21 protein-coding genes are annotated in these 22,278 nt (G+C 71.9%); 10 read left to right on the top strand and 11 right to left on the bottom strand.

Going from position 1 to position 22,278, the window contains the following annotated elements:
* Positions 1-10: 10 nt before the first annotated feature.
* The 6 genes from G7Z13_RS03625 to G7Z13_RS03650 form a co-directional block, all read right to left on the bottom strand.
* Positions 11-1,798: a GAF domain-containing SpoIIE family protein phosphatase gene (locus G7Z13_RS03625; RefSeq protein WP_165995957.1), complete on the bottom strand. Its 1,788-nt coding sequence runs from the start codon at positions 1,796-1,798 to the stop codon at positions 11-13.
* Entirely contained in the window at positions 1,795-2,880 is a 1,086-nt protein-coding gene (locus tag G7Z13_RS03630) for a SpoIIE family protein phosphatase (protein ID WP_165995959.1), read from the bottom strand. The genes G7Z13_RS03625 and G7Z13_RS03630 overlap by 4 nt, the downstream gene beginning before the upstream one ends.
* On the bottom strand, positions 2,877-3,320 hold the full coding sequence (locus G7Z13_RS03635) for an anti-sigma regulatory factor (protein ID WP_165995961.1): 444 nt from the start codon (positions 3,318-3,320) through the stop codon (positions 2,877-2,879). The genes G7Z13_RS03630 and G7Z13_RS03635 overlap by 4 nt, the downstream gene beginning before the upstream one ends.
* The gene (locus tag G7Z13_RS03640) at positions 3,320-3,739 is read right to left on the bottom strand and encodes an STAS domain-containing protein (protein WP_165995962.1); all 420 of its coding nucleotides are present in this window, start codon (positions 3,737-3,739) and stop codon (positions 3,320-3,322) included. The genes G7Z13_RS03635 and G7Z13_RS03640 overlap by 1 nt, the downstream gene beginning before the upstream one ends.
* Entirely contained in the window at positions 3,736-4,599 is an 864-nt protein-coding gene (locus G7Z13_RS03645) for an STAS domain-containing protein (RefSeq protein WP_240926104.1), read from the bottom strand. Before G7Z13_RS03645 ends, G7Z13_RS03640 begins: the two co-directional genes overlap by 4 nt.
* Positions 4,600-4,729: 130 nt before the next feature.
* A complete protein-coding gene (locus G7Z13_RS03650; RefSeq protein ID WP_165995965.1) occupies positions 4,730-5,920 on the bottom strand; it encodes a PP2C family protein-serine/threonine phosphatase in 1,191 nt (396 codons plus the stop codon).
* A gap of 136 nt (positions 5,921-6,056) precedes the next feature.
* Here G7Z13_RS03650 and G7Z13_RS03655 point away from each other — a divergent pair, with 136 nt between their 5' ends.
* Positions 6,057-6,491 carry a MarR family transcriptional regulator gene (locus G7Z13_RS03655; protein WP_165995967.1) on the top strand — a complete coding sequence of 145 codons (435 nt, stop codon included), beginning with the start codon at positions 6,057-6,059 and terminating at the stop codon, positions 6,489-6,491.
* Between the two features lie 287 nt (positions 6,492-6,778).
* Here the strand turns inward: G7Z13_RS03655 and G7Z13_RS03660 are convergent, their stop codons facing one another.
* Both G7Z13_RS03660 and G7Z13_RS03665 read right to left on the bottom strand, forming a co-directional pair.
* Positions 6,779-7,282 carry a MarR family transcriptional regulator gene (locus tag G7Z13_RS03660; protein ID WP_165995969.1) on the bottom strand — a complete coding sequence of 168 codons (504 nt, stop codon included), beginning with the start codon at positions 7,280-7,282 and terminating at the stop codon, positions 6,779-6,781.
* Positions 7,283-7,455: 173 nt separating this feature from the next.
* Positions 7,456-7,833: an STAS domain-containing protein gene (locus tag G7Z13_RS03665; protein ID WP_240926105.1), complete on the bottom strand. Its 378-nt coding sequence runs from the start codon at positions 7,831-7,833 to the stop codon at positions 7,456-7,458.
* A 196-nt stretch (positions 7,834-8,029) separates the two neighbouring features.
* Here G7Z13_RS03665 and G7Z13_RS03670 point away from each other — a divergent pair, with 196 nt between their 5' ends.
* The 7 genes from G7Z13_RS03670 (at position 8,030) to G7Z13_RS03705 (ending at position 16,966) form a co-directional block, all read left to right on the top strand.
* The gene (locus G7Z13_RS03670; RefSeq protein WP_165995971.1) at positions 8,030-8,545 is read left to right on the top strand and encodes an ATP-binding protein; all 516 of its coding nucleotides are present in this window, start codon (positions 8,030-8,032) and stop codon (positions 8,543-8,545) included.
* Positions 8,546-8,649: 104 nt separating this feature from the next.
* Positions 8,650-8,853 (top strand): cold-shock protein, encoded by a 204-nt coding sequence (locus G7Z13_RS03675; RefSeq protein WP_165995972.1) that lies wholly within the window; start codon positions 8,650-8,652, stop codon positions 8,851-8,853.
* A 1,242-nt stretch (positions 8,854-10,095) separates the two neighbouring features.
* Positions 10,096-10,512 (top strand): hypothetical protein, encoded by a 417-nt coding sequence (locus tag G7Z13_RS33520; RefSeq protein ID WP_240926106.1) that lies wholly within the window; start codon positions 10,096-10,098, stop codon positions 10,510-10,512.
* Between the two features lie 34 nt (positions 10,513-10,546).
* A complete protein-coding gene (locus tag G7Z13_RS03690) occupies positions 10,547-11,209 on the top strand; it encodes a dienelactone hydrolase family protein (RefSeq protein ID WP_165995974.1) in 663 nt (220 codons plus the stop codon).
* 217 nt (positions 11,210-11,426) lie between these two features.
* Positions 11,427-12,872, top strand: a complete 1,446-nt coding sequence (locus G7Z13_RS03695) for a cytochrome P450 (protein ID WP_165995976.1) — start codon at positions 11,427-11,429, stop codon at positions 12,870-12,872.
* Complete coding sequence (locus G7Z13_RS03700; RefSeq protein WP_240926108.1) at positions 12,856-13,863, top strand: (-)-alpha-amorphene synthase; 1,008 nt, start codon at positions 12,856-12,858, stop codon at positions 13,861-13,863. The genes G7Z13_RS03695 and G7Z13_RS03700 overlap by 17 nt, the downstream gene beginning before the upstream one ends.
* Before the next feature lie 193 nt (positions 13,864-14,056).
* On the top strand, positions 14,057-16,966 hold the full coding sequence (locus tag G7Z13_RS03705) for an AAA family ATPase (protein WP_165995979.1): 2,910 nt from the start codon (positions 14,057-14,059) through the stop codon (positions 16,964-16,966).
* 136 nt (positions 16,967-17,102) lie between these two features.
* On the opposite strand, the gene G7Z13_RS03710 is transcribed toward G7Z13_RS03705, so the two are convergent.
* Positions 17,103-17,531: a secondary thiamine-phosphate synthase enzyme YjbQ gene (locus G7Z13_RS03710; RefSeq protein WP_165995981.1), complete on the bottom strand. Its 429-nt coding sequence runs from the start codon at positions 17,529-17,531 to the stop codon at positions 17,103-17,105.
* 161 nt (positions 17,532-17,692) lie between these two features.
* Here G7Z13_RS03710 and G7Z13_RS03715 point away from each other — a divergent pair, with 161 nt between their 5' ends.
* On the top strand, positions 17,693-18,772 hold the full coding sequence (locus G7Z13_RS03715; protein ID WP_165995982.1) for an NAD(P)-binding domain-containing protein: 1,080 nt from the start codon (positions 17,693-17,695) through the stop codon (positions 18,770-18,772).
* 12 nt (positions 18,773-18,784) lie between these two features.
* On the opposite strand, the gene mltG is transcribed toward G7Z13_RS03715, so the two are convergent.
* Together mltG and G7Z13_RS03725 are read right to left on the bottom strand one after the other, a co-directional pair.
* Positions 18,785-19,630, bottom strand: a complete 846-nt coding sequence (mltG, locus tag G7Z13_RS03720; protein WP_165995984.1) for an endolytic transglycosylase MltG — start codon at positions 19,628-19,630, stop codon at positions 18,785-18,787.
* A gap of 68 nt (positions 19,631-19,698) precedes the next feature.
* A complete protein-coding gene (locus G7Z13_RS03725) occupies positions 19,699-21,507 on the bottom strand; it encodes an ABC transporter ATP-binding protein (protein WP_165995986.1) in 1,809 nt (602 codons plus the stop codon).
* Positions 21,508-21,635: 128 nt separating this feature from the next.
* Between G7Z13_RS03725 and G7Z13_RS03730 the strand changes: the two genes are divergently transcribed.
* Positions 21,636-22,085: a MarR family transcriptional regulator gene (locus G7Z13_RS03730; RefSeq protein ID WP_165995987.1), complete on the top strand. Its 450-nt coding sequence runs from the start codon at positions 21,636-21,638 to the stop codon at positions 22,083-22,085.
* Positions 22,086-22,278: the final 193 nt, after the last annotated feature.

Below are 22,278 nucleotides of genomic sequence, written 5' to 3' on the forward strand. Positions count from 1 at the left end.
GGAGACCGGTTCAAGCGGGTTCGCTTCTTCCTGCCGGATCGGTGTGCGTTTCGTCCTCCTGCCGTCGCGCCGGAACGTGGCACAGGAGCAGGCACACGTCGTCGTCGCGCGCGGAGTCGTGCAGGAGTCGCGTGACCACGGTGTCGGCGGCCGCGTCGAGGTCCTGTTCCGTCTCCGGGGCAGGCAGTGCGCCCAGCGCGTCCGCCAGGCGTTCGATGCCGGGGTCGATGCCGAGCGCCCGCCGTTCGACCAGCCCGTCCGTGTACAGCATCAGGGTGCCGCCGGGTGGCAGGGCGGTGGTGTGATCGGCGTAGACGCAGTCGAGGGGGATGCCGAGCATGGGGCCGGGTCTGTCCCGCAGGACGCTCACGCCGCCGTCGTCGGAGCACACGATGGCGGGCGGGTGGCCGGCCGACGCCCAGACCGCTTCCCGCTTCCCCGGGGAGACGCGGGCGATGAGCGCGGTGGCGTACAGCTCCGGTTGCAGGTGGCGCAGCATGCGGTGGAGCAGTGTCAGGATTGCGCCGGGGGTGGCGTTGTCGATGGCGTAGGCGCGCAGGGCCGTGCGCAGTTGCCCCATCACGATGGCGGCGTGCAGCCCGTGGCCGGTGACGTCCCCGATGACGGTCAGCAGGCTTCCGTCGGGCTGCAGGAAGGCGTCGTACCAGTCGCCGCCGATGTTCATCCCCCGGGTGGCGGGCAGGTAGCGCGCGGCCAGCTGCAGACCGGGTACGGCGGGCAGGTCGGTGAGCTGGGCGCGTTGCAGGCTCTCGGCGGTGTCGCGGTACTGCTCGTAGCGGCGGGCGTGGTCGAGGGCGATGCCCGCCCTGCGGGCGAGTTCGATCAGCATGATGCAGGTGTCGGCGTCGAAGCGCGGTCCGGGCGCGGTGAGCGTGAGGACGCCCAGCAGACGGTGCGGCCCGAACGGGATGGCCAGCAGGGGCCGGTCGGGCGACAGCGCCGAGGGAGGAAGGTCGTCCACGCCGGGCAGACGGCCGGGATGCGGGCCCGCGTGCTGGGGGCGGTCCGTGCGGGCGGCGGTCACGGCGGCCGCCGCATGCTCGCGTCTGCGGTGCCCTGGCTCGTCGTCCTCGTCGAAGAGCCAGACGTCGATGTGTTCGGCGTAGTCCGGTACCAGCAGGTCGGAGACGCGGCGGACGATGGCCTCGGGGCTGAGGGAGACGGCGATGGTGGCGCTGGCGTCGGCGAGGAAGGTCAGCAGGCGGCGCGCCCGCTCGGTCTCGTCGCGCGCGGCACGCTCGGCCTCCAGCAGATCCCGCTGGGCCCGGGCGGTGGCTTCCAGCTCGGAGTGCAGCGCCAGGACGCCCTGGTTGGTGTGGTGCAGCTCTTCGCGGTGAAGCCGGACCAGGCACTGCTGTTCCTCGAGGAGGTCCAGGGCTGTCGCGGTGTGTGCGTCGGCGCGCAGGAGGGCCTCGGGCAGCAGCGGGCCGGCCACGTCACGGTCGAGGGGCGGCAGGGGCGTCGGGTGCCGCAGGTGCGGCAAGGGGCAGACGAGGGCCGGCTCGCCCTCCGGGTCCGCCGCAGACGCGTCGATGGGCCGGAGGGAGACCTCCAGTCGGCTCCCTTGGGCCGCGGTGTCGTTCCGGAGGCAGCGTACGAGTTCCCACTCGCCGCCCTGGCTCAGGCAGTGGCGCAGGCGCGCGCTGAGATCCGAGAGGAAGCGTGCCCGCTCCAGGGTGGGGGGCTGGCCGTCGGTGACGGTCCGGTCGAGGGCGGCGCGGGCCAGGGCCGCGTCGGTGACCGTCGTGATCTTCCAGACGTCGTGCGTCGCGGTCACGGGTGCCCGCTCGCGCGGGCGGGCACCAGGACGGCCACGCTCGTGTCGTCGCGCAGGGGACTCGCCGCGCTGCCGGCGTCCCGCAGGACCATCGCGGCGGTCACGGCCGGGTCGTGGTCGAGGAGGCCGCGGTCCTGTGGCGGCGACCAGCGTCCGGGCAGCCCGTCGCTGTGCAGGATGAGCAGACTGTCCGGCCGCCAGGACGACTGCTGCACGGGCACGGTGGCCGGGAAGTGGGCTCCCACGATGCCGGGACGGGAGATGAGCGGTTGCCAGCCCTCGTCGGTGCGCAGCCTGGCGCCGATGTTGCCGACTCCGGCGTAGGAGAGCCGGTGCGTGGCCTCGTCGAGCTGCGCCACGCCGACCGCAGCACCGCGGGTGCCGCCCAGCGCGGAGTGCAGGAGGCGCAGCAGGCCGGCCGCGGGAAGGCCGGCGTTCCTGCGCAGTTCCCTCACGGCGGTGGCGGACGCCTCCGCCGCCTTCCGGCCGTGCCCGAGTCCGTCGGTCAGCATCAGGGTGACCAGTGATCCGGAGCGCACCCACGCGAAAGCGTCACCGGAGTACTCGGCGTGCGCGAGCGCGGTGGTGATCCCCCCGGCGCGAGCGCTCCCGTACGCCGGGGCCTGGCGGGCGGACGCGGCGACAGGCGGTCGCGCCGGGCTGATGCGCGCCACGGCGACCGTGCCCGTTCCGGGCCGGCTGTGCAGGCCGAAGTCACGGGTTATCCGCAGGCAGGTGCCCAGGCCGGCGCCGAGCGAGGAGGGCGCGGTGGTGAATCCGTCCCGCAGCGCCTCGAGGACGTCACGGATGCCCGGCCCGTGGTCGAGCGAGGTGATCTGCACGCAGCGCGCGGTCTCTGCCCGCGGGTCCGCCCGGGTGTCGGAGGGGCCGGTCAGGTTGATGACGATGCGGCCCTCGCTCGCGTGCTTGACGAGGTTGGTCGCCAGTTCGGTGGCGACGAGGGCCGCGACCGCGGTGCAGTGCGCGTCCAGACCGATGTGGCCGCAGGCGTCCTCAGCGGCCACGCGGACGTCCCGGACCCGGGTCGAGTCCTGCACCGGGATCTCCCAGACCCTGCTCATGAGGCGCCCGTGCGCGGGGCGGGCAGGCCGGGTGGCCAGTCCGTGACGGTGACGGTGGTGCCGTGGCCGGGACGGCTTTCGACGACCAGCTCCTGCACCAGCCGCTTGGCTCCGCTCAGTCCGAGCCCCAGGCCGCCGCCGGTGCTGTAGCCGTCGGTCATGGCCAGCTCGATGTCCCTGATACCGGGACCGGAGTCGACGAAGCTCAGCCGCAGGCCGCGGGTGCGGCCGTCCTGCATGAGCCACATCTCCATGTACCCGCCGCCGCCGTGCACGAGTGTGTTGCGGGCCAGTTCACTGGCCGCGGTGACCAGTTTCGTCTGCTGGACCAGACCGAAACCGATGGCGGCAGCGGCCTGGCGCACCTCCTGGCGCACCCAGGCGAGATCGGCGTCCGAGCCGATGGGAAGACGGGTGGTCGGCGCGAGCGAGGCATCCATCACGCACCCTCTTCCGCATGAGCGGGGGACGACCCCGAGGGAGCCCGGCCGAGCAGCGCCAGTGCCCGCCCGACGTCCAGCGCGGTGTCCAGGCCGGGCAGGGTGAGCCCCAGTTCGACCAGGGTCATGGCCACTGCCGGACGCATGCCGGCCAGTACGGTCCCGGTGGCCAGCAGCCGGGCGCTCGCGGCGATCTCGGACAGGACCCGTCCGAGGAAGGAGTCGACGATCTCGACACCGGAGATGTCGATCACGACACCGCCCACCGGCACCGGGTTGTGCGCGATGCGATGGGTGATGTCGTACTGGAGCCGTTCGGCCTCCCCGTCGTGCAGTTCCCCCCGGAGGGTGATCAGCAGGACGTCCCCCAGCGCCAGGACCGGCACCGAGTCGCCTTGGCCCGCGGAGGCCGCGGTCACCGCGAACTCGCTCCTGCGACCGGGCGTGGGGAGACCGCGATGCCCTGCTCGGCGAGCGCGTACGCCAGGGCGTCCGCCAGACCGGCCCGCGTGACGATCGTCCCGAGGTCGATGCCGAGGTGGACGATGGTTTGCGCGATCGCCGGCCGGATCCCCGAGACGACGCATTCCGCGCCCATCAGCCGGGCCGCGGCGACCGTCTTCATCAGGTGCTGCGCCACGAGCGAGTCGACCGTCGGCACACCGGTGATGTCGAGGATGGCGTAGCGGGCCCGCTCGTGCACGATCGCCTCCAGGAGGCTCTCCATCACGATCTGGCTGCGGGCGCTGTCCAGGGTGCCGATCAGCGGGACGGCGACGATGTTCTCCCACAGTTTGATGACCGGGGTGGCCACCTCCAGCAGCTGCTGGCGCTGCCGGGCGATCAGCTCTTCACCCGAGCTGACCGTGGTCTCCATGACCACCAGGCGCAGCGTGCCGAGCAGGACGGTGAGGGAGAGCGTCACGTCGTGCGCGTGCGCGCTGTCGGTGCCCTCGTACGCGGAGCGCAGCAGCGCGGCCACGGGCTCGCGCAGACCGGCGACCTCGCCGGCGATCTGGGCCGGGGTGAATCCGGACTTGGCGCGGGAGGCCGCCATCCGGCCGAGCTGGTCTCTCACCGTGTCGAAGCCCGGCGCCCGGAGGTCTTCCAGCCGTCCTGAGCGGGCCACGTCCGCCAGGGCGTCGACCACGGCCTTGCACGCGTCCACCGCCTCGTCGCGGGACACGGTGAAGACGGTGCGGAAGAGCGCGGTGTCCGCCCAACGCTGGGCGATCTGCTCTCGGCGCCGTTCCAGGAAGCTTCCCAGCTCCTGTGCCACATCCGGATCCTGCACCTGCACCGTCTCCCTGTTGCGAGCCTCACGGCCTGCCGAGACAGCAAACCATCGAGCAATTATTGCTTCATGACAAACGTTAGCGCGCGGCAGTACGCGGAACAACACGCGATCGTCACAATCCCCCCGAACCGCGGTCATCGGTCCGCGGCCTGCCGCGCCAGTCCAGGCACACGACCAGGGCGTCGTCCTCGGGCATCGCCTCGCCGCGGTGACCCGTCAGCTCCCGCAGGACGGCCCGCGGGACCTCGGCCGCGGGCAGCAGCCGGGTCGCCTGGATGGCCCGGGCGAGCGCCGCCTCACCATAGGCTTCTCCCTTGGGTGACGCGACGGCGTGAACTCCGTCACTGACGAAGATCAGCCGGTCCCCCGGCTCCACCCGGAAGTCCTGTGCGACGTAGTCGGTCTCCTCGAACATACCCAAGGGCAGCTGTGCGTCGAAGGCGATCCGCTCCACGACGCCGTCCCGCAGCCGCAGCAACTGGGGCGAGCCGGCGTCCACGACCTTCGCCCGGCCGGTCTCCAGGTCGAAGTCGAGCATCAGGATGGACAGATAGCGGCGTCCCCGGTAGTGGGCGTAGACGGCCTGGTCTGCCAGGGCCGCCTGGTCCGCGATGGAGATGCCGGCCCTGCGGGCGTTGCGCAGCGCGTTGATGGCCAGGTTCGTGAGCAGGGAGGCCTCTATGCCCTCGCCCATGCCGTTGGTGACGTACAGCATCAGCCGGTCGGCGGTCGCGGACCAGTCGAAGTTGTCGCCGAAGATCGCGTACGCCGGCTCCAGCTGGGCGCCGAGGTCGTACTCGGGCCGCGAGCTAGACCGGCCGGGCAGCAGCTGCCACTGCATCTCGGCGGCCAGGGTGAGCCGGTCCTTGCGCCGCGCCTGGAGATAGATGTCGGTGTCCCGCTCGGCGACGACCACCTCGTGACCGAGCACCTCGGCCACGTCGGCGAGTTCAGCCTCACAGCCGGGAACGGTGTTTTCGGGCAGGGTCACGGACAGCACGCCCAGCCGGTCGCCCCGCACGCTGACCGGCAGGTGCAGCCGGACCCGTCCGCCCGGCAGATCCTCACGGTGGGGCCGCTGCGCCCCGAAGGCCCGGCCGGCCGGGCTGGTGTGCACCGACACCGGCTCCAGGGTGTGCGGCAGCACGGACACGGGCTGGAGGACCGTCAGCCCGTAGTCGGCCAGGAACAGCTCGACGTCTTCCGCGGCGTACTGCTCCGTCAGTACGGCGCGGACGACTTCGAGCAACTCGTGGGGTGCCGCCCCGCGCAGAGCGCGTTCAGCGACCTCGAATCTGTTCACTATGGGAGATACACCAATCTTTCGCGCAGCCGTGGCCGACCTGTGCGCCTAGTACGCTGACAGCCACCCCAGTGCCTGCGAGAGTGTGACAGTGACTGCCTTCCGCCGCCGCCCTGAGCCCGAAGAGGTCGCACGTGTGACCACCACGGCAGTCGAGCTGCTGGAGGTCGTATGGGGCCGGACCTCCACCGCTCCCACTTCCGCGTCCCAGTTGCGCGTTCTGCACATCCTGGAACACCACGACGGCGTCAACCTGCGTACGCTCACCGAGCTGCTCGCCTCCACGCCCCCGTCCACCAGCCGGCTGTGCGACCGGCTGCAGGCGGCCGGCTTCGTCGAGCGAGAGGCGAGCCCGCAGGACCGGCGTGAGGTACGGCTGCGTCTGAGCAGCCGCGGCCGGGCGTTCCTCGCGGACCTGCGCACCCGCAGGGAACGGGAACTGCGGAGGGTTCTGGCGGACATGCCCGCCGCCGAGCGGACCGCGCTGCTGGAGGGCCTGGAATCGTTCTGCGCCGCGGCGGCGGCACAGATACACGGCGAGACACCGGACTCCGGAAGCCGGACCGCCTGAGCCCGCCTTCGCGGCTCCCGCCCCGCCGTCGCGCCATGCCGGACACGACCAGCACACGGAGCGACCTCCGCCCACCGGAGCATTCCAGGTCCTTCCCCGCGCACATCCGACACCGCTCACTTTGTTGCCTCACGACCATTGTTGTCAATCAACAACAGTTGCCTTGGGGTTTCCCTCTGAGGTCGGTTTACCCGCTTTCTGGCAGTTCGGCAGTTCGAAGGCGGTTGTCCGGCGCGTCCTGTCCGCGCCTGCGGGCCGGTGGCCGGGCCGGGGCCGGGGCCGGGCGGTCACCGCGGCGGGCGCTCCGGCGCCTCGGGGACAGCCGGGGACGCCGGGTCCGGCGCAGGGAGGTCCGACGCAGGGAGGTCCGGCGCCGTGAAGAGATCGCACAGCTGCCCCAGGGCGTCGTGGAGGACGGCCTGGTCGGTGCCGGTGGCGGCAAGAGCCCGTCGCAGCAACAGACGGCGGTGCCTGCGGGTCGCCTCCAGCAGCCGCTCGCCGGTCCGGCTGAGCCGGATCGACACCTGCCGGCCGGCGCTGACGCGTTCGATGAGTCCCCGCTGGCCCAGCCGGTCGCACAAGCGGGTGGCCGACGACGGGCCGACTCCCATCTCCCTGGCCAGACCGGTCAGATTGCGCGCCCCCGCCTCCAGGACGAGCAGCGTACGCATCTGCTGGTCCGACACATCCGGTGCGATCTCCAGGTGCGCCTGCCGCCAGAGCTGGATCATGGCCTCCACCACCCGCTCAGCGGCGTCCACGGCGTCCACCGGCTCGGGCGTGCGGACCATTCTGCCCCCTTCCCCAACGCCTGCGGCCATTCGCCTACCCTGCCGGAGGGCCGCTATCCGGAAGCGCCCGCCGCGGCGGTGCCGTCTCGCACAGCTGATCCCATGACCGGACAGCCGCCGGACACGGAGCGCCGTCCGACGGCCGACGGCCCGGGCCGTGAAGGTGCGGCTGTTCAGTCGTCGAGGGCGTGGCTGAGGGATTCGCGGCAGTCGATGAAGGCGTCGACGCCGACGATGTTCAGGGTGCGCTTCACGGTTCCCGTCGGCGCCGCGAGACGCAGCCAGCCACCGGCCTCGCCGAGGGCCCCGTGCGCGGTGATGAGGACGTTGATGCCGCTGGAGTCCATGAAGGTGACCTGACCCATGTCGGCCACGACACGGGGGCGGGGCTCGCCGGCGGCGTCCAGGGCCTCGCGGAGGGTGTCCGCGGTGTGGTGGTCGATCTCGCCGGCCAGGGCCACCACGCGGATGCCGTCGGTTTCGGTGACCACCGCCGACAGCCTTCCGTGCTGCGCGGCGTGTTCGGCGTCCGCCATTCGGTTCTCACCCATGGCGGTGATAGTGGCATACAACGGTCCCGTCCCGGAATCACCGCCCCGATGCCGTTCCCCTGCCGCCGTCCCGGTGTCTCGATGCCGTCCCGGTGTCTCGATGCCTCCGCTGAGGCGCCCGGTCGCCGGCCGGCCGAGGATTACGAGGCGTTGTCCACCTTCGCAGGGGTACGCGCCAGGGGTGGAGGCGACTGTGATGGGATCAGTGACCGTGAGCCAGGGCGACACCACGCCGTACGGGCGCCCGCTGCGGGTGGCGCTGGACGGGGACGGCACCGTGATCGCCAAGGCCCGTCGGCTGGCCGCCGGCTTCCTCACGCAGATGCAGGCCGATCACGGCCTGCCCGTCTCGCAACGCGCCCTCGACGTCACCCGGCTCGTGGTCAGCGAGCTGGTCACCAACGCGCACAAGTACGCCCCCGGACCGATCCTGCTGAGCCTGTGCGTCATCGGCGCGGCCGTCGAGGTGCAGGTGTGGGACTCCGGCCCCGCCCTGCCCGTCGCCCGGGCCGCCGACGCCGACCGCGTCGGCCAGCACGGCCTGGAGATCGTCATGGCCGTCGCCCAGAGCGTCGAAACGCGTCGCGACCCGGTGGGCAAGCGCGTCACCGCCCGCATCGCCCTTTCCGACCTCCCCGGCGGTCCCGCGACACCGAAGACCCGCGCAGGTGGACGACCGACCGGTTCATCTGGCGTGTCGTCGATCGGATAAACGGGGCGATCAGGGGTACAACGGCTGATGGCTCGTGCGGTCGCGCGAGCCGGAGCAACCCCGGCAATGGGGATGTTCCCGGCATGAACGAAAGATCGATCAGTATGGCCAGCGGCACCGTGAAGTGGTTCAACTCCGAAAAAGGCTTCGGCTTCATCGCCCAGGACGGCGGAGGCCCGGACATCTTCGCCCACTACTCCCAGATCAACGGCAACGGCTACCGGGAACTGACCGAAGGTGAACACGTCACCTTCGACATCGGGCAGGGCCAGAAGGGCCCGCAGGCGCAGAACATCACCCGCGCCTGAGCGGGCGGGAGTGACCACGGAGTGAGGCGGCTGTCCGGCATCGGCAGCCGCCTCACCCATGGGGACGTACCGGCGTGGCGACAGGTGTTCGAGGAGGTCGAGAACCGCGTCGGCGACGGCGGTCGGCGGTCGGGGCGTGAGACGGCAGGGCAGGCGGATGCCAATGCGAGCGGTGTGCCGACGAGCACGGGCAGGACGGCACTGACGTGCACGCCGTGCGGGCGGGCCTCACGACCCAGGGCTTCGGACAGGGCGAGGACGCCGGCCTTGGTGGCGCTGTAGGCGGCGTTGTTCACCCGTACGTCGACGCGTCCGTGGTGGTGCGTGGCCTCGGTGACCAGACGCCCGGGGGTCTGGGCGTCGGTGACGTCCGCGGTGACGTAGCGGTGGCGGGGGCCGAGGGTGTCGGCCACGCGGCGGAGGGCCTGCCGTCGATGTCGCAGAGCACCAAGCGGTGGCCGCAGGCGGCCAGTTCGCGTGCGATCGCCTGTCTGATGCCCACCGGGCGGCGCCGGTCACCACCGCGACGAGGCCATGCGACGGCCGGCTGTCGCTGATGCGGTCGTCGGCGCTCATGTCGGCTGCGAAGTCTTCTCCGTACGGGGCTGCGGGAGCCTCGGCCTCGGCACCCGATGGGCGCGGTGGATGGCCTGGGCGATGGCGCGGGCGTCGAGTCGACTGGCGCAGGGCGCCGCTGAGGGGGTTGGTGTATCCGGCGAAGTGGAGACCTTGGCGCCTGCGGGTGAGTCAGGGGGCCGGCGCCTCGACATCAGCGCCCGTACGGCCGTCACACGGAGATCACCGTCGCCCTCAGCCGAGCCGGCGCGGCCCGCGTCCGGCTGTCCGTGCGGACGCCGCCCACGATCGTGCCCCGGTCCGCTTCCCGGTGGCAGACCGCCGGAATCGGGGCGCACCGGCTGCCTCCGGCATTCGGCGACCGCGCGAGGTGGTGAGCGGCGTAGCGCTGGAGGTAGCCGGCCCAGTCGTCCCGGCCGACCCAGCGGCCCGCCTGGCGCGGCACCCGCAGCCCCGGCAGCGCCGACAGCCTGCCGCGTGGTGTGCAGCGCCAGATGCTCGTACCGGCCTCGCCGGTGCTCAGCGTCGCCCTCGGGAGAAGGGTGGTCCGGTCACCTCTCCTGTGGCCGCCGAGGGTGGGCCGCCGGGTGCGCGAACCTCGCATGGGGCCGGGCCGGACCGGGTACACGGGGGGACCGACCGGACGTCGGGAGGCACAGGATGAGCATGAGTGAGCAGACACCGTCCCAGGCCGAGGGTGAACGCGACGACGTCACCGGTACCTCCTACGACCCGCCGCGTACGACGCCCTCCCAGGCGGAGGGCGAGCGGGAGGACGACGTCGAGGACGTGACGCAGGCACCGCCCGGCGAGGACACGGAACGGCAGCGGGGAGACCAGCGCACGGAACGGCAGTCGGAAGCCGCCGGCTCGGAGGCCGAGGGCGCCGAGTGGCAGCGCGGATACGCGCGCGCCGGGGACGAGGAGGAGCCGGGGGCCCACTCCGGCCAGGAGAGCCAGGCCCGTGAGCGGGTGGTGCCGGGCACGGCGAGCGCGGCCGAGGGCTACGGCCCGGCCGGCGGGACGGCGAGCGGTGAGCCGCTGACCGGCGTCGAGCAGCCGGCGGACGAGCGGGAGCGCTGACGGACGGCGAGGAGCGGAGCCGGAGGTGAGACGGATGACCTCCGAGCCGGTGTCGGTGCCGGCGCACGGGGTGGCACTGGCGGGGGACCTGACGATGCCCTCCGCCGCTTCGGGGGTGGTGCTGTTCGCGCACGGCAGCGGCAGTTCCCGGCACAGTCCGCGCAACCGCGCGGTGGCCGCCGAACTGAACCGCGTGGGCCTGGGCACGCTGCTGCTGGACCTGCTGAGCGAGCGCGAGGAGCTTGACGACGCCGTCTCCGGGCGGCACCGCTTCGACATCGGTCTGCTGGCCCGGCGGCTGGTGGACACGGTGGACTGGCTGGAGCGGCAGCCGGGGACGGGGACCCTGCCGGTGGGCCTGTTCGGTGCGAGCACCGGTGCCGCCGCCGCGCTGGTGGCCGCGGCGGAGCGGCCGGGGCGGGTGTACGCGGTGGTCTCCAGGGGTGGGCGGCCGGATCTGGCCGGTGACCGGCTGCCGGAGGTGGCGGCGCCGGTGCTGCTGATCGTGGGGGGCGCGGACGAGCTGGTGCTGGGGCTGAACGAGGAGGCCGCGGAGCGTCTGCCGGCGCCGCACCGGATCCATGTCGTGCCGGGGGCCACGCACCTGTTCCCGGAGCCGGGCGCGCTGGAGGAGGTGGCCGGGGCCGCCGGCGACTGGTTCCGGGAATGGCTCCGTACCGGCGCGGATGAGGCCTGATCCACCGGTATGTGCGGCCTGGGTATCCCTGACACCCGCGCATATGCCGGACATATGCCGCGCATATGCCCGGCGTGCTTCACCGTGCTCCCGTGCGCCCCCGCAGAAAAAGGATGTCGCAATCCGCCATCAGATTGAACTGGGCAGTACATGATTCAAGTGCCCGTTCGGTGAGTGATCACCGATTTCCGTGTTTCGACTGAGACGGGGGTAACCGATGAGCGGTTCCGTCAAGGAACCTGAACAGGCATGGACAGTGGAATGTGCCCCCGGCGCATTCCCTCTGCTCGGCCACGGTATCGCCTTGTTCCGCCGGCCGCTGGCGTTTTTGAATTCTTTGCCGGCGCGCGGGGATCTGGTGGAGGTGCGGCTGGGCCCGCAGCGCGCCTGGGTCGTGTGTCATCCGGAGCTGGTGCACCGGATGCTGTTGGACGCGCAGACGTTCGACAAGGGCGGCACGCTGTACGACAGGCTCCGCTCTCTGATGGGCGACGGCGTCGTGACCTGCCCGCACGACCGGCACCGCCGGCAGCGCCGGCTCCTCCAGCCCGCCTTCCGCCCCTCCCGCGTGGCCGGCCACGCGGACCTGATGGGCGAGGAGGCCGCGTCGGTGGCCGCCACCTGGCGGGCCGGGCAGGAGGTCGACGTCAGCGCGGCCATGATGACGGTGACGGCGCGCGTGATGAGCCGGGTGCTGTTCTCCGACTCCCTGGACGCGGCGACCCACACGGAGGTGCGGCGCTGCCTGGCCGATGTCGTGCGCGGCCTGTTCCTCCGTACGATCGTGCCGGTCGACGCGGTCTTCGCGTTCCCGACCCCCGCGAACCGCCGCTACCGGCGCGCGGTCGACCGGCTGCACGCGATCGTGGCCGCGGCCGTCGCCGAGCGGCGGCGGGGCGCCCACCGTGACGATCTCCTGGGGACGCTGCTGGCCGCCGCCGCGAGCGACGAGGACGGCGCCGTCACCGACCGGGAGGTCCACGACCAGCTGATCACCCTGCTGCTCACCGGCGTGGAGACCACCGCCCTGTGCCTGGCCTCGGCGTTCAGCCTGCTGGGCCGCGACCCGGAGGCCGAGGGGCGGCTGCACGCCGAGCTCGACACGGTGCTCGCCGACGGGCGCCGGCCCGGACCGGGCGATCTGCCCCGGCTCGACTACACCCGCGCGGTCGTCACCGAGACGCTGCGCCACTCCCCGCCCGGCTGGCTCTTCACCCGGATCACCACCCGCGACACGGAGCTGGCGGGCCGCCGCATCCCACGTGGGACCACGGTGCTGTACAGCCCGTACCTGCTGCACCACGACCCCGCGTCCTTCCCGGATCCCGAGCGCTTCCTCCCCGACCGCTGGCTGCCGGGCGGGACCGCCGCCGCGCGGGAGCACGCCCTGGTGCCCTTCGCGGCGGGCAGCCGCAAGTGCCTGGGCGACGGCTTCGCCATGACGGAGGCGACGCTGGCGCTGGCGACCATCGCCGCCCGCTGGCGGCTGGCCCACCGCCCCGGCGCCTCCCGGGACACCCGGCCCGCGGTCACCCTGGGGCCGCGGACCCTCCGCATGACCTGCGCACCGCGAACGCGCGAGCGGGCCGGCACCACGCACCGTACGACGATCCGCGTACCGCATTCCCGAACGGCAGGTGAGACCGGTGTCGACGACGCATGAGGAAATCACGGTTCCCCGGCAGGACGGAATTCGGCGTTCCAGCCTGAAGGAGCTGATCGACGCGCAGCTGTACATGCCGTTTCCGTTTCAGCGGAACCGACATGAGGCGGAGGCGTCGGCGGGGGTGGAGAAATGGCTGCGGGAGGTCGGCCTGCTGGATGAACCGGGCGTTCCGGAGATGATCGCGTACACCCGCCCCGCCGAACTCGCCTCGTACAACAGCCCTGCCGTGGATCCCGGCATACTCCAGATCATCGCCAATCAAATCGCCTATCAATTCGTCTTCGACGACAAGGCGGAGGATGTGGGTCACCGGTGGCCGGAAAACCTGCTGCCCATGCTGTGCGAGAGCGTCGCGATCCTCAGGGACGGCGCGGCGCCGACCACGCCCCTCGGAGCGGCGCTGGCCGACCTGTACCGCCAGGTGCAGGAGCGGTGCACGCCCGACCAGGCGGCCCGGTGGGCATGGAAGAGCCGTGAGTACGTCCATGGCCTGCTGTACGAGGCGGTCACCCAGACCGGCACTTCCCCCGTGCGGATCGACCTGTGCGCCTCGGTACGCTCGCTCACCGCGGGAATCGAACCGTTCTACCCCCTGTACGAGGCGGCGCAGCCGTGCGAGCTCGCACCCGAGGAGCTTCACCATCCGGTCATGCGACGTATGACGCGCCTGTCGGTGGACGCGGCCGTGTGGACGGCCGACCTGTTCTCCGCGGTGAAGGAACAACGGACAGGCGGAGTGATCAATCTGGCTCTCGCCCACCAGAACCAGCACCGCTGCCCGTTGCCCACGGCCGTCGCCCTTGCCATCCGGCAGATCAACAGCGCCATCAGCGAGTTCGAAGAGCTCTGGACCGGGATCAGGGCGGAGCTGAGCCCGGCGGGCCGCGGTTACGTGGACGGCATGATCGGCTGGATCAGCGGCTGCTATCACTGGTCCCGCACCGTCCCGAGGTACGCGGACACGGCGGTGACGCCGGCACTGCTCTGACGCTCACCCGACTGGCCCTCCGAAAAGAGGGCCAGTCATATCTCCTTACCAGACTGATGGGACATCAAACCGCCCAGACTCTGGATTCACCCGAACCTGTCGTCTTCCCGCCCCAACACGGCCTACCACCTGGAACGAGCGGCGTACGCTCGGCGCTGCCCGCGACGACCAGCGACAGGAAGCAGTGGGGCACATGGCGTCTGTGTCACGGCAAACGACCACTCCAGCCAGGCCGTTGTTCGAGCGCCATCGAGAACTCAAGGCGCTCGATGCCGCGTTGTCGGACCTGCGCTCTGCCGCTCGTGGAGCACGTGCCCGGCACACCGGCCTGCTCACCTTCACGGCGCCGGCCGGCATGGGGAAGTCCGCGCTGCTGTCCGAAGCGCGGATCCGCGCCGCCTCTCAGGGCTTCACCGTGCTGTCGGGCGGAGGCAGCGAGACGGAGCAGGAGGTGGCGTTCCGGCTCATCCGGCAGTTCGTCCAGCCCGCACTGGCGACGATGAACAACACCGAACTCCGCTCCTTCCTGGGGAGTTGGTACGACATCGTCGCCACCGCTCTCGGCCTGGAGGCGACAAACGTCTCGTCCGTGCCGGACCCGACCGGGGTGCGCGACGGCCTCGACTGGGTGATGACTCGGCTCACCGTGCTGAAGAAGCCCGTCGTGCTGCTCCTGGACGATCTGCACTGGGCCGATCTGGAGTCGCTGAGCTGGCTGACCTCGTTCGCCCCACGGGCCGCGGACCTTCCGCTCCTGATCATCCTCGCCTACCGACCCGACGACCTGCCGGACGAGGCCGCCCCTTTCCGCACCCTGGTGGAGCGGCACACGAGCCGCCCCTACACACTGGCTCCGCTCACCGTCTCCGCCGTGGCACGGATCGTGCGAGAGGAAGTGGGCGAGAGCGCCGAGGACCAGTTCTGCGAGGAGTGCTGGACGGTCACCAGCGGCAACCCCTTCGAGACCGTCGAACTCGCCATCAGGCTCGGCGAGCGGAACCTGCGGGGCACCGAGGCCGACCTGCCCGCCATGCGGAACCTCGCCGCCGCCGTCAAGGGACCGGGCATCGTCGAGCGCCTGCGGGCTCTCGGCACATCAACCCGCCGTTTCGCACACGCGGCGGCCATCCTGGGCGCCCCGTTCTCCCCGCGGCTGGCCGCCGACCTCGCCGTGGTCGGGGAGACCCAGGCCACCCATTCGATCGAGAAGCTGCGCGCGGCGCGCTTCGTGGCGGAGGGCGAGAACCCTGACGGCAGCCTGGATTTCGTCCACCCGATCATCGCCACGGCGATCTACCGGGACGTCCCCGACGGCCTGCGGGGCGGCATGCACAACGCCGCCGCGGTGGCCATCCGGACGGCGGGGTACGGCATCACCGCCGCCGCCCGCCACCTGCTGGAGGTGCCTTGCGAGGGCAAGCCCGAAGCGGTCGAATGGCTGCGGGAGGCGGCCCGCGAGTACCTGCGGTCCGGCGCCCCGGAGGCCGCCCGCCGTCTGCTCACCCGAGCCCTGCAGGAGCCGCCCCTTCCGGAGGACCGGGCGCCGCTGCTGCACGAACTCGCCTGCGCCACCTTCCTCATCGACCCGAGGGCCACCGTCCAGCACCTCCGTGAGGCACTGGCGGAACCCGGGATCGAACCGGAGTTGCGCGCCGCCATCGTCTTCAAGCTCAGCCAGGCCCTCGCCCACACCGACCGGATGGAGGAGGCGGCCACCCTCGCCTCCGAGGAGGCGCGACGCAGCCAGTACCACCCCCGTGTCCGGCTGCGGATGCTGGCCGACCACTTCGTGTGGAGCATGTTCCGCACCGACGAGCCCGACTCGGCAGACCGCTCCCGCAGGCTGAACAAGCTGGCCGGCAAGCTGACCGGCCGGGGTCCGGAGGAACGCTGGATCCTGGGGCTGCGGGCGTGGGACGCCCTGCTGCGCGCCGAGCGCAGGCAGTCCGTGCTGCGCTACGCCGAGGACGCGCTGCAGGGCGGCATGAGCTGGGCCGACGAGAACCGGGGTTTCGAGATCCCCGTTTCCGTCGCCCTCGTGTTCATGTACTGCGACCAGCCGCGCCGGGCCGAGGAGTTGTTCATCGACGGCATGGCCGAGTGCGAGACCAAAGGCTGGCGCGGCTCTCATCTGGCCGTCGGCCAGACTCTGTTCGGCTACATCCGCTACCGCCGGGGGAACCTGCCCGAGGCAGAACACTGGGTCCGCCAGGGGCTCCAGACCGCGGAACGCGTCGAAGGTGCCGTCCCCGCGCAGTGGTTCGCCATCGGCATCCTCATCCAGACGCTGCTGGCCCGCGGCCGGATCGCCGCCGCCCGCCGGGTCGCCGACGAGCACCAATACGGCAAGGTGGTACCGAACGCCGTGATCTACCCGGACCCACGGACCGTGTACGCCGAACTGCTGCTGGCCGAAGGCCGGCACGCCGAGGCCGCCCAGCTTCTGACCCGCGTCGGAGACTGGCTCGACGGTCGTGACTGGCGCAACCCCTCCTGGTGTCCGTGGCGGCTGGATCTGTCCGCCGCGCTCGCGCGGACCGCGCCGGAGCGGGCCGTGCGGGTCGCCCGGGAGGCCGTGGCGCACGCGCGGGACTTCGGTGCGGCGTCGGTGATCGGGCAGGCGCTGCGCGCCGAGGCGGAGGTGACCGGCGGGCGTGCGGCGCTAAAGCAGTACGAGGAGGCCGTGGAGCACCTGGAGCAGTCGCCGTCGGCGTACGAGCTGGCCCGCGCGCTCGTCGGGCACGGCGCCGCGTTGTCCCGTGAAGGCCGGCTGCACGACGCCGCCGACCGGCTGTACCAGGGCCTGGAGGTCGCCGTGCACTGCGGCGCGGAGGCGCTGGCCGCGCGGGCGAGGGAGGAGTTGTCGACGGCCGGGCTGCGTCCGCTGCCGCTGCGGTACGCGCAGACGGACACCCTCACCGCGCACGAGCGCCGGGCCGCGGAGCTGACCTCGCAGGGGCACGCCACCGCGGTGGTCGCCAAGGAGCTGCACCTCACCGAGCAGGGGGTGCGCCAGCTTCTCTCCGCCGTCTACCGCAAGCTGGGCACCGACCCGGCGGGCCTGACCGAGGCGCTGGAGGCGCTGCCGCGGCCACAGGTGTGACGCCGGGCCGCGGGCGTACGGCTGTCATGCGTCCGGTTTCACGAGTCCGGTCTCATGATCCGCATGTCATGAGCCGAATCCCATGAGCCGGATCCCATGAGCCGGATCCCATGACCGGGATCTCATGACCGGGGACTCATGAGCCGGCGAGGAAGCTGAGGCGCACCTGGCGGTTCGGGTTGTCCCGGTTGGTGTCGACCAGGCACACCGACTGCCAGGTACCCAGCTCCAGTCGCCCGTTGAGCACGGGCAGGGTGGCGTGCGGCGGCACGATGGCGGGCAGGACGTGGTCGCGGCCGTGGCCGGGGCTGCCGTGGCGGTGCTGCCAGCGGTCGTCGGCGGGCAGGAGGGTGTGCAGGGCGGTGAGCAGGTCGTCGTCGCTGCCCGCGCCGGTCTCGATGATGGCGATGCCGGCGGTGGCGTGCGGGACGAAGACGTTGAGGAGACCGTCGCGTCCGGCGGCCGCCTCGCCGAGGAAGGCCTCGCAGTCGCGGGTGAGGTCGACGACGGTCTCCTCGGAGCCGGAGGTGATGTGCAGCACTCGGGTGGTGAACGCGTCTGACATGGTCCCCATCCTGTCCCATCGGGCCCGCGGCCGGGCGCACCGGGCGTTCGCGCCGGGCAGCGGCGCGGGAGAGCCTGCGGAGAGACCGGCGGGAAGAGGCGCGGGAGACCAGCGGGCGCAGCTGCGGGAAGATCCGTGTCCTCGGTGCTGTTGACAGCGGCGTGGACAGCACGCGCGAGGTCGAGGTAGTCGTCATAGGCGCCGGTCAGGCCGGTCTGGCCGGCGCCTTCCATCTGCGCCGGTCCGGGTTGGTGCCGGACCGCGACTTCGTGGTGCTGGACCACTCCCCCGGTCCGGGCGGGGCGTGGCAGTTCCGGTGGCCCTCACTGACGTACGGCAAGGTGCACGGGATGCACGCGCTGCCGGGCATGGAGCTGACGGGGGCGGACGGCGGGCGGCCGTCGGCCGAGGTGATCGCCGAGTACTTCGCGACGTACGAGCGGACGTTCGATCTGCGGGTGCGGCGGCCCGTGGACGTGCGCGCCGTGCGGGAGGGGCCTGGCGGGCGGCTGCTGGTGGAGTCCTCGGCGGGGACCTGGGCGGCCCGGGCCCTGATCAACGCGACCGGTACCTGGGACCGCCCCTTCTGGCCGCGCTACCCGGGCCAGGAGACGTTCCGCGGGCGGCAGTTGCACACCGCGCAGTATCCGGGGCCGGAGGAGTTCGCGGGGCTGCGGGTGATCGTGGTGGGCGGCGGTGCGTCGGGGACGCAGCATCTGCTGGAGATCGCGCCGTACGCGGCGTCCACCACGTGGGTGACGCGCCGGCCGCCGGTCTACCGGGAGGGGCCGTTCGACGAGAACGCGGGCCGCGCGGCGGTCGCGCTGGTGGAGGAGCGGGTGCGGCGAGGGCTGCCGCCGCGGAGCGTGGTGTCGGTCACCGGGCTGCCGCTGACCGACGCGATCCGGCAGGGGCTGGCGGACGGGGTCCTGGACCGGCAGCCGATGTTCGAGCGGATCACCCCCGACGGGGTGGCCTGGGCGGACGGGCGGCAGGTGGAGGCGGACGTCATCCTGTGGGCGACCGGGTTCCGGCCCGCGATCGACCATCTCGCGCCGCTGCGGCTGCGTGAGCCGGGCGGTGGCATCCGGCTGGAGGGCACGCGCGCGGTCGCCGATCCTCGGATCCATCTGGTGGGGTACGGGCCGTCGGCGAGCACCATCGGCGCCAACCGGGCGGGGCGTGCGGCCGTGCGGGACATCAGGCGGCTGCTGGCCGGGGAGCCGGTCGCCGCGGCGTGATGTCCCGTCGCGTCAGCGCACCGGGCTCTGGCTCTGGCTCTTCTGCTGGGCGTTGAACTCGGCGACGTTGCGCTGGTGCTCGGCGTAGTCGGCGGTGAAGCGGGTGTCGCCCGGCTTGACCGTGACGAAGTACAGCCAGTCGCCCGGCGTCGGGCTGATCGCGGCACGCACCGCCTCCTCGCCCGGGTTGTCGATCGGCGTGGGCGGCAGGCCCATCCGCTGGTAGGAGTTGTAGGGGCTGTCGATGCGGGTGTCGTCCAGGGTGGTCTTGAGGGTGGCCCGGTTCAGCGCGTAGTTGATGGTGGAGTCCATCTGCAGCGGCATACCGCGCTCCAGCCGGTTGAAGATCACCCGGGCCACCTTGCCCATGTCCTCCTTGGTGGCGGCCTCGGCCTGGACGATGCTGGCGATGGTGACGGCCTGGTAGACGTTCATGGCGTTGCGCTGGGCGCCGGCGGCGAACGGTGCGCCGTTGAACTTCTTGTTCGCGGTGTCGACCATCGCCGTCAGCAGCGCCTCGGGGGTGGTGCCCTCGGCCAGGGGGTACGTCGCCGGGAAGAGGTAGCCCTCCGGGTTGCCCTCGGCGTCGAGCGGCAGCTTGAGGCTGGCCTTGGCCAGCGACTTCTTGGTGGTGCCCGCGGGCAGTTCGAGGGCCTTGTCGACGGCCTCGTAGACCTGGGCGGCGCGCCAGCCCTCGGGGATGACCAGAGCGGCGGGCTTCTTCTCCTCCTCGTCCTGGAGGGTCAGCAGCGGCACCGCCACGGCGGTGCCGGCCACGACGGCTCCGGTCGCGATGAGGGCCATGCGGCCTCGGCGCGTCAGTCGGATCGTGCTCCGTGACGGAGTGTTCGTCTGCATGCGGGCACGGTAACCCGCATACCGTCACAAACCCGGCATATTCTCAGCTTGTCGGCTCTCATCGCCCGTCATCGCGCCCGGGACGGTTCCAGTTGCGCGTCCCGGCGGACCAGTGCGGCGTAGCGGCCCCGAAGCGCCAGCAGTTCCTCGTGCGTACCCCGTTCGACCGCGCGGCCGGAGTCGAGGACCACGATCTGGTCGGCGCCCCGGACGGTCGACAGCCGGTGGGCGATGGTGAGGGTGGTGCGGCCCGCCGAGAGCGCGTCGATCGCCTGCTGCACCGCGTGCTCGGTGCCGGTGTCCAGGGCGCTGGTCGCCTCGTCGAGGATCAGCACCGGCGGGTCGCGCAGGATGGTCCGGGCGATGGCCAGGCGCTGCTTCTCGCCGCCGGAGAAGCGGTGGCCGCGCTCGCCGACCACGGTGTCGTACCCGTCGGGCAGGGCGGCGATGTGATCGTGGATCTGGGCGGCGCGGGCCGCCGCGTGCAGTTCCTCGTCGGTGGCGTCGGGCTTGGCGAAGCGCAGGTTCTCGGCGACGGTCGCGTGGAAGAGGTACGTCTCCTGGGAGACGACGCCGACCGCGCGGGCGAGGGTGTCGAAGTCCAGGTCGCGCACGTCGACGCCGTCCAGGGTGACCCGGCCGCCCGTGACGTCGTACAGCCGCGGCACGAGATAGCCCAGGGTGGACTTGCCGGCGCCGGTCGGCCCGACGATGGCGAGGCTGCCGCCCGCCGGGACGATGAGGTCGATGCCGTCGAGCACGGGCGCACCCTCGTCGTCGTAGCGGAACTCGACGTTCTCGAAGCGGACCTCGCCCTTGACCTTGTCGAGGCGGATCGGGCGGTCCCGCTCGGTGATGTCTATCGGGAGGTCGAGGTATTCGAAGATGCGCTGGAAGAGCGCGAGCGAGGTCTGGATCTGGACGCCGGTGCCGAGCAAACTTACCGTCGGGCGGAACAGGCCCTGCTGGAGCGAGACGAAGGCGACGATCGTGCCGAGCGAGACGTCCGGGCCGCCGAGGGCGAGGGCGAGGCCGGCCGTCCAGTAGATGACGGCGGGCAGCGCGGCCATGACGATGGTGATGACCGCCATCCGCCAGCGGCCCGCCATGTTGGAGCGCACCTCCAGCTCGACCAGGCGCTCGGACTCGTCGGCGAACGTCTTCGTCAGTGACTCGGCGCGGCCCATGGTGCGGCCGAGCAGGATGCCGCTGACCGAGAGGGACTCGGTGACCGTGGCGGCCATGGTCGCCATCTGTTTCTGGCGCTGGGTGGTGATCCTGCGGCGTTCGTTGCCTACCCGGCGGCTGATCCAGACGAAGACCGGCAGCAGGAGCAGTGAGACGACCGTCAGCCGCCAGTCCAGGGCGAGCATGGCGACGATCGTCGCCGTGACGCCCGTGAGGTTGGAGACCAGCGAGGTCGCGGTGGAGGTGACGGTGGCCTGCATCCCGCCGATGTCGTTGGCGATGCGCGACTGGACCTCGCCGGTGCGGGTGCGCGTGAAGAACGCCAGCGACATGCGCTGCAGGCGGCCGTAGACCGCGGTGCGCAGATCGTGCATGACGCGCTGGCCGACGGTCGTGGAGATCAGCGTCTGGAGCACACCGAAGACGCTGGTGAGGACGGCGCTGAGGATCATGCCGAGGGCGAGCAGGGTGAGCAGGCCGGTGCGCCGCTCGGGGATCGCGACGTCGAGGATCGCCTTCAGCAGGAAGGGCGTGGCCACCGAGACCACGGAGGAGGCCGCGACGAGCAGGCCGACGACGGTCAGCCGGCCGCGGTAGGGGCGGAACAGCGCGAGGATGCGGCGCACCTGCCGGGGCTGTTCCTTGGCGTCGGCGGGCGGGCTCCAGTGGGGTTCGTTGTCGGGATGCATGGCTCCTACGGGAGGTGGGCGGCGGGTGGTGGGTGATGGGCGGTGCGGCCCGCCGGGGCGAGCGATTGAGGATCGTAGCTCATTGTTACCTATACTCAGAATGAACGGTGTCCTGATATTGTTCCCGTATGACCACCCCAGATTCCGAGGGCCTGCTCGCCGAGCAGCTGCTGCGGCTCACCCGCCGGGTGCACCGCATCCAGAAGCGCCATCTGGAGCAGCGCGGCCTGGGCATCACTCCTGCCCAGTCGCGCCTGCTGCGCACCCTCGCGCACTACGGCTCGCCGCCCCGCATGGCCGACCTCGCCGAGCGCCTGGAGGTCGTGCCGCGCGCCGTGACCACGCTGGTCGACGGGCTGGAGGCGAGCGGGAAGGTGCGCCGGGTGCCGGATCCGGCGAACCGCCGGGTGATCCGCATAGAGCTCACGGACGACGGCCGCGAGGCACTGCGCGAGCTGCACGGGGCGCGGCACTCGGCGGCGCAGGAGATTCTGGCGCCGCTGACGGGCGATCAGCGGTCGGTGCTGGAGGGGTTGCTGGACACGCTGGTGGACGGGGCCGGCGAGCGCGGTTGCTGAAATTTCGCGGAGCGGATGCGAGGAGCGGAGAACGGGGAGCGGAGAGCAGGGAGCGGGGGCGGCTAACGGGGGGGGGAGAACGGGGAGCGGGGAGCGGGAAGGCCGCTGACGCGCCCGCCCCACCGGACGCTCCCGACCGTGCCCTCACCCCGACCGCGTCCTCGCGCTCATCGAGGCCCCGACCGTGCACCGA

Origin of the sequence: Streptomyces sp. JB150 (assembly GCF_011193355.1) — a bacterium.
Classification (GTDB): Bacteria; Actinomycetota; Actinomycetes; order Streptomycetales; family Streptomycetaceae; genus Streptomyces.

Coding starts and splice junctions, on each gene's coding strand:
- G7Z13_RS03660 (WP_165995969.1), bottom strand. CDS start 7,282: ATGGTCCGCACGCCCGAGCCGGTGGACGCCGTGGACGCCGCTGAGCGG.
- G7Z13_RS03705 (WP_165995979.1), top strand. CDS start 14,057: ATGGCGTCTGTGTCACGGCAAACGACCACTCCAGCCAGGCCGTTGTTC.
- G7Z13_RS03635 (WP_165995961.1), bottom strand. CDS start 3,320: ATGGATGCCTCGCTCGCGCCGACCACCCGTCTTCCCATCGGCTCGGAC.
- G7Z13_RS03730 (WP_165995987.1), top strand. CDS start 21,636: ATGACCACCCCAGATTCCGAGGGCCTGCTCGCCGAGCAGCTGCTGCGG.
- G7Z13_RS33520 (WP_240926106.1), top strand. CDS start 10,096: ATGAGTGAGCAGACACCGTCCCAGGCCGAGGGTGAACGCGACGACGTC.
- G7Z13_RS03630 (WP_165995959.1), bottom strand. CDS start 2,880: ATGAGCAGGGTCTGGGAGATCCCGGTGCAGGACTCGACCCGGGTCCGG.
- G7Z13_RS03670 (WP_165995971.1), top strand. CDS start 8,030: ATGGGATCAGTGACCGTGAGCCAGGGCGACACCACGCCGTACGGGCGC.
- G7Z13_RS03710 (WP_165995981.1), bottom strand. CDS start 17,531: ATGTCAGACGCGTTCACCACCCGAGTGCTGCACATCACCTCCGGCTCC.
- G7Z13_RS03665 (WP_240926105.1), bottom strand. CDS start 7,833: ATGGGTGAGAACCGAATGGCGGACGCCGAACACGCCGCGCAGCACGGA.
- mltG (WP_165995984.1), bottom strand. CDS start 19,630: ATGCAGACGAACACTCCGTCACGGAGCACGATCCGACTGACGCGCCGA.
- G7Z13_RS03675 (WP_165995972.1), top strand. CDS start 8,650: ATGGCCAGCGGCACCGTGAAGTGGTTCAACTCCGAAAAAGGCTTCGGC.
- G7Z13_RS03695 (WP_165995976.1), top strand. CDS start 11,427: ATGAGCGGTTCCGTCAAGGAACCTGAACAGGCATGGACAGTGGAATGT.
- G7Z13_RS03725 (WP_165995986.1), bottom strand. CDS start 21,507: ATGCATCCCGACAACGAACCCCACTGGAGCCCGCCCGCCGACGCCAAG.
- G7Z13_RS03690 (WP_165995974.1), top strand. CDS start 10,547: ATGACCTCCGAGCCGGTGTCGGTGCCGGCGCACGGGGTGGCACTGGCG.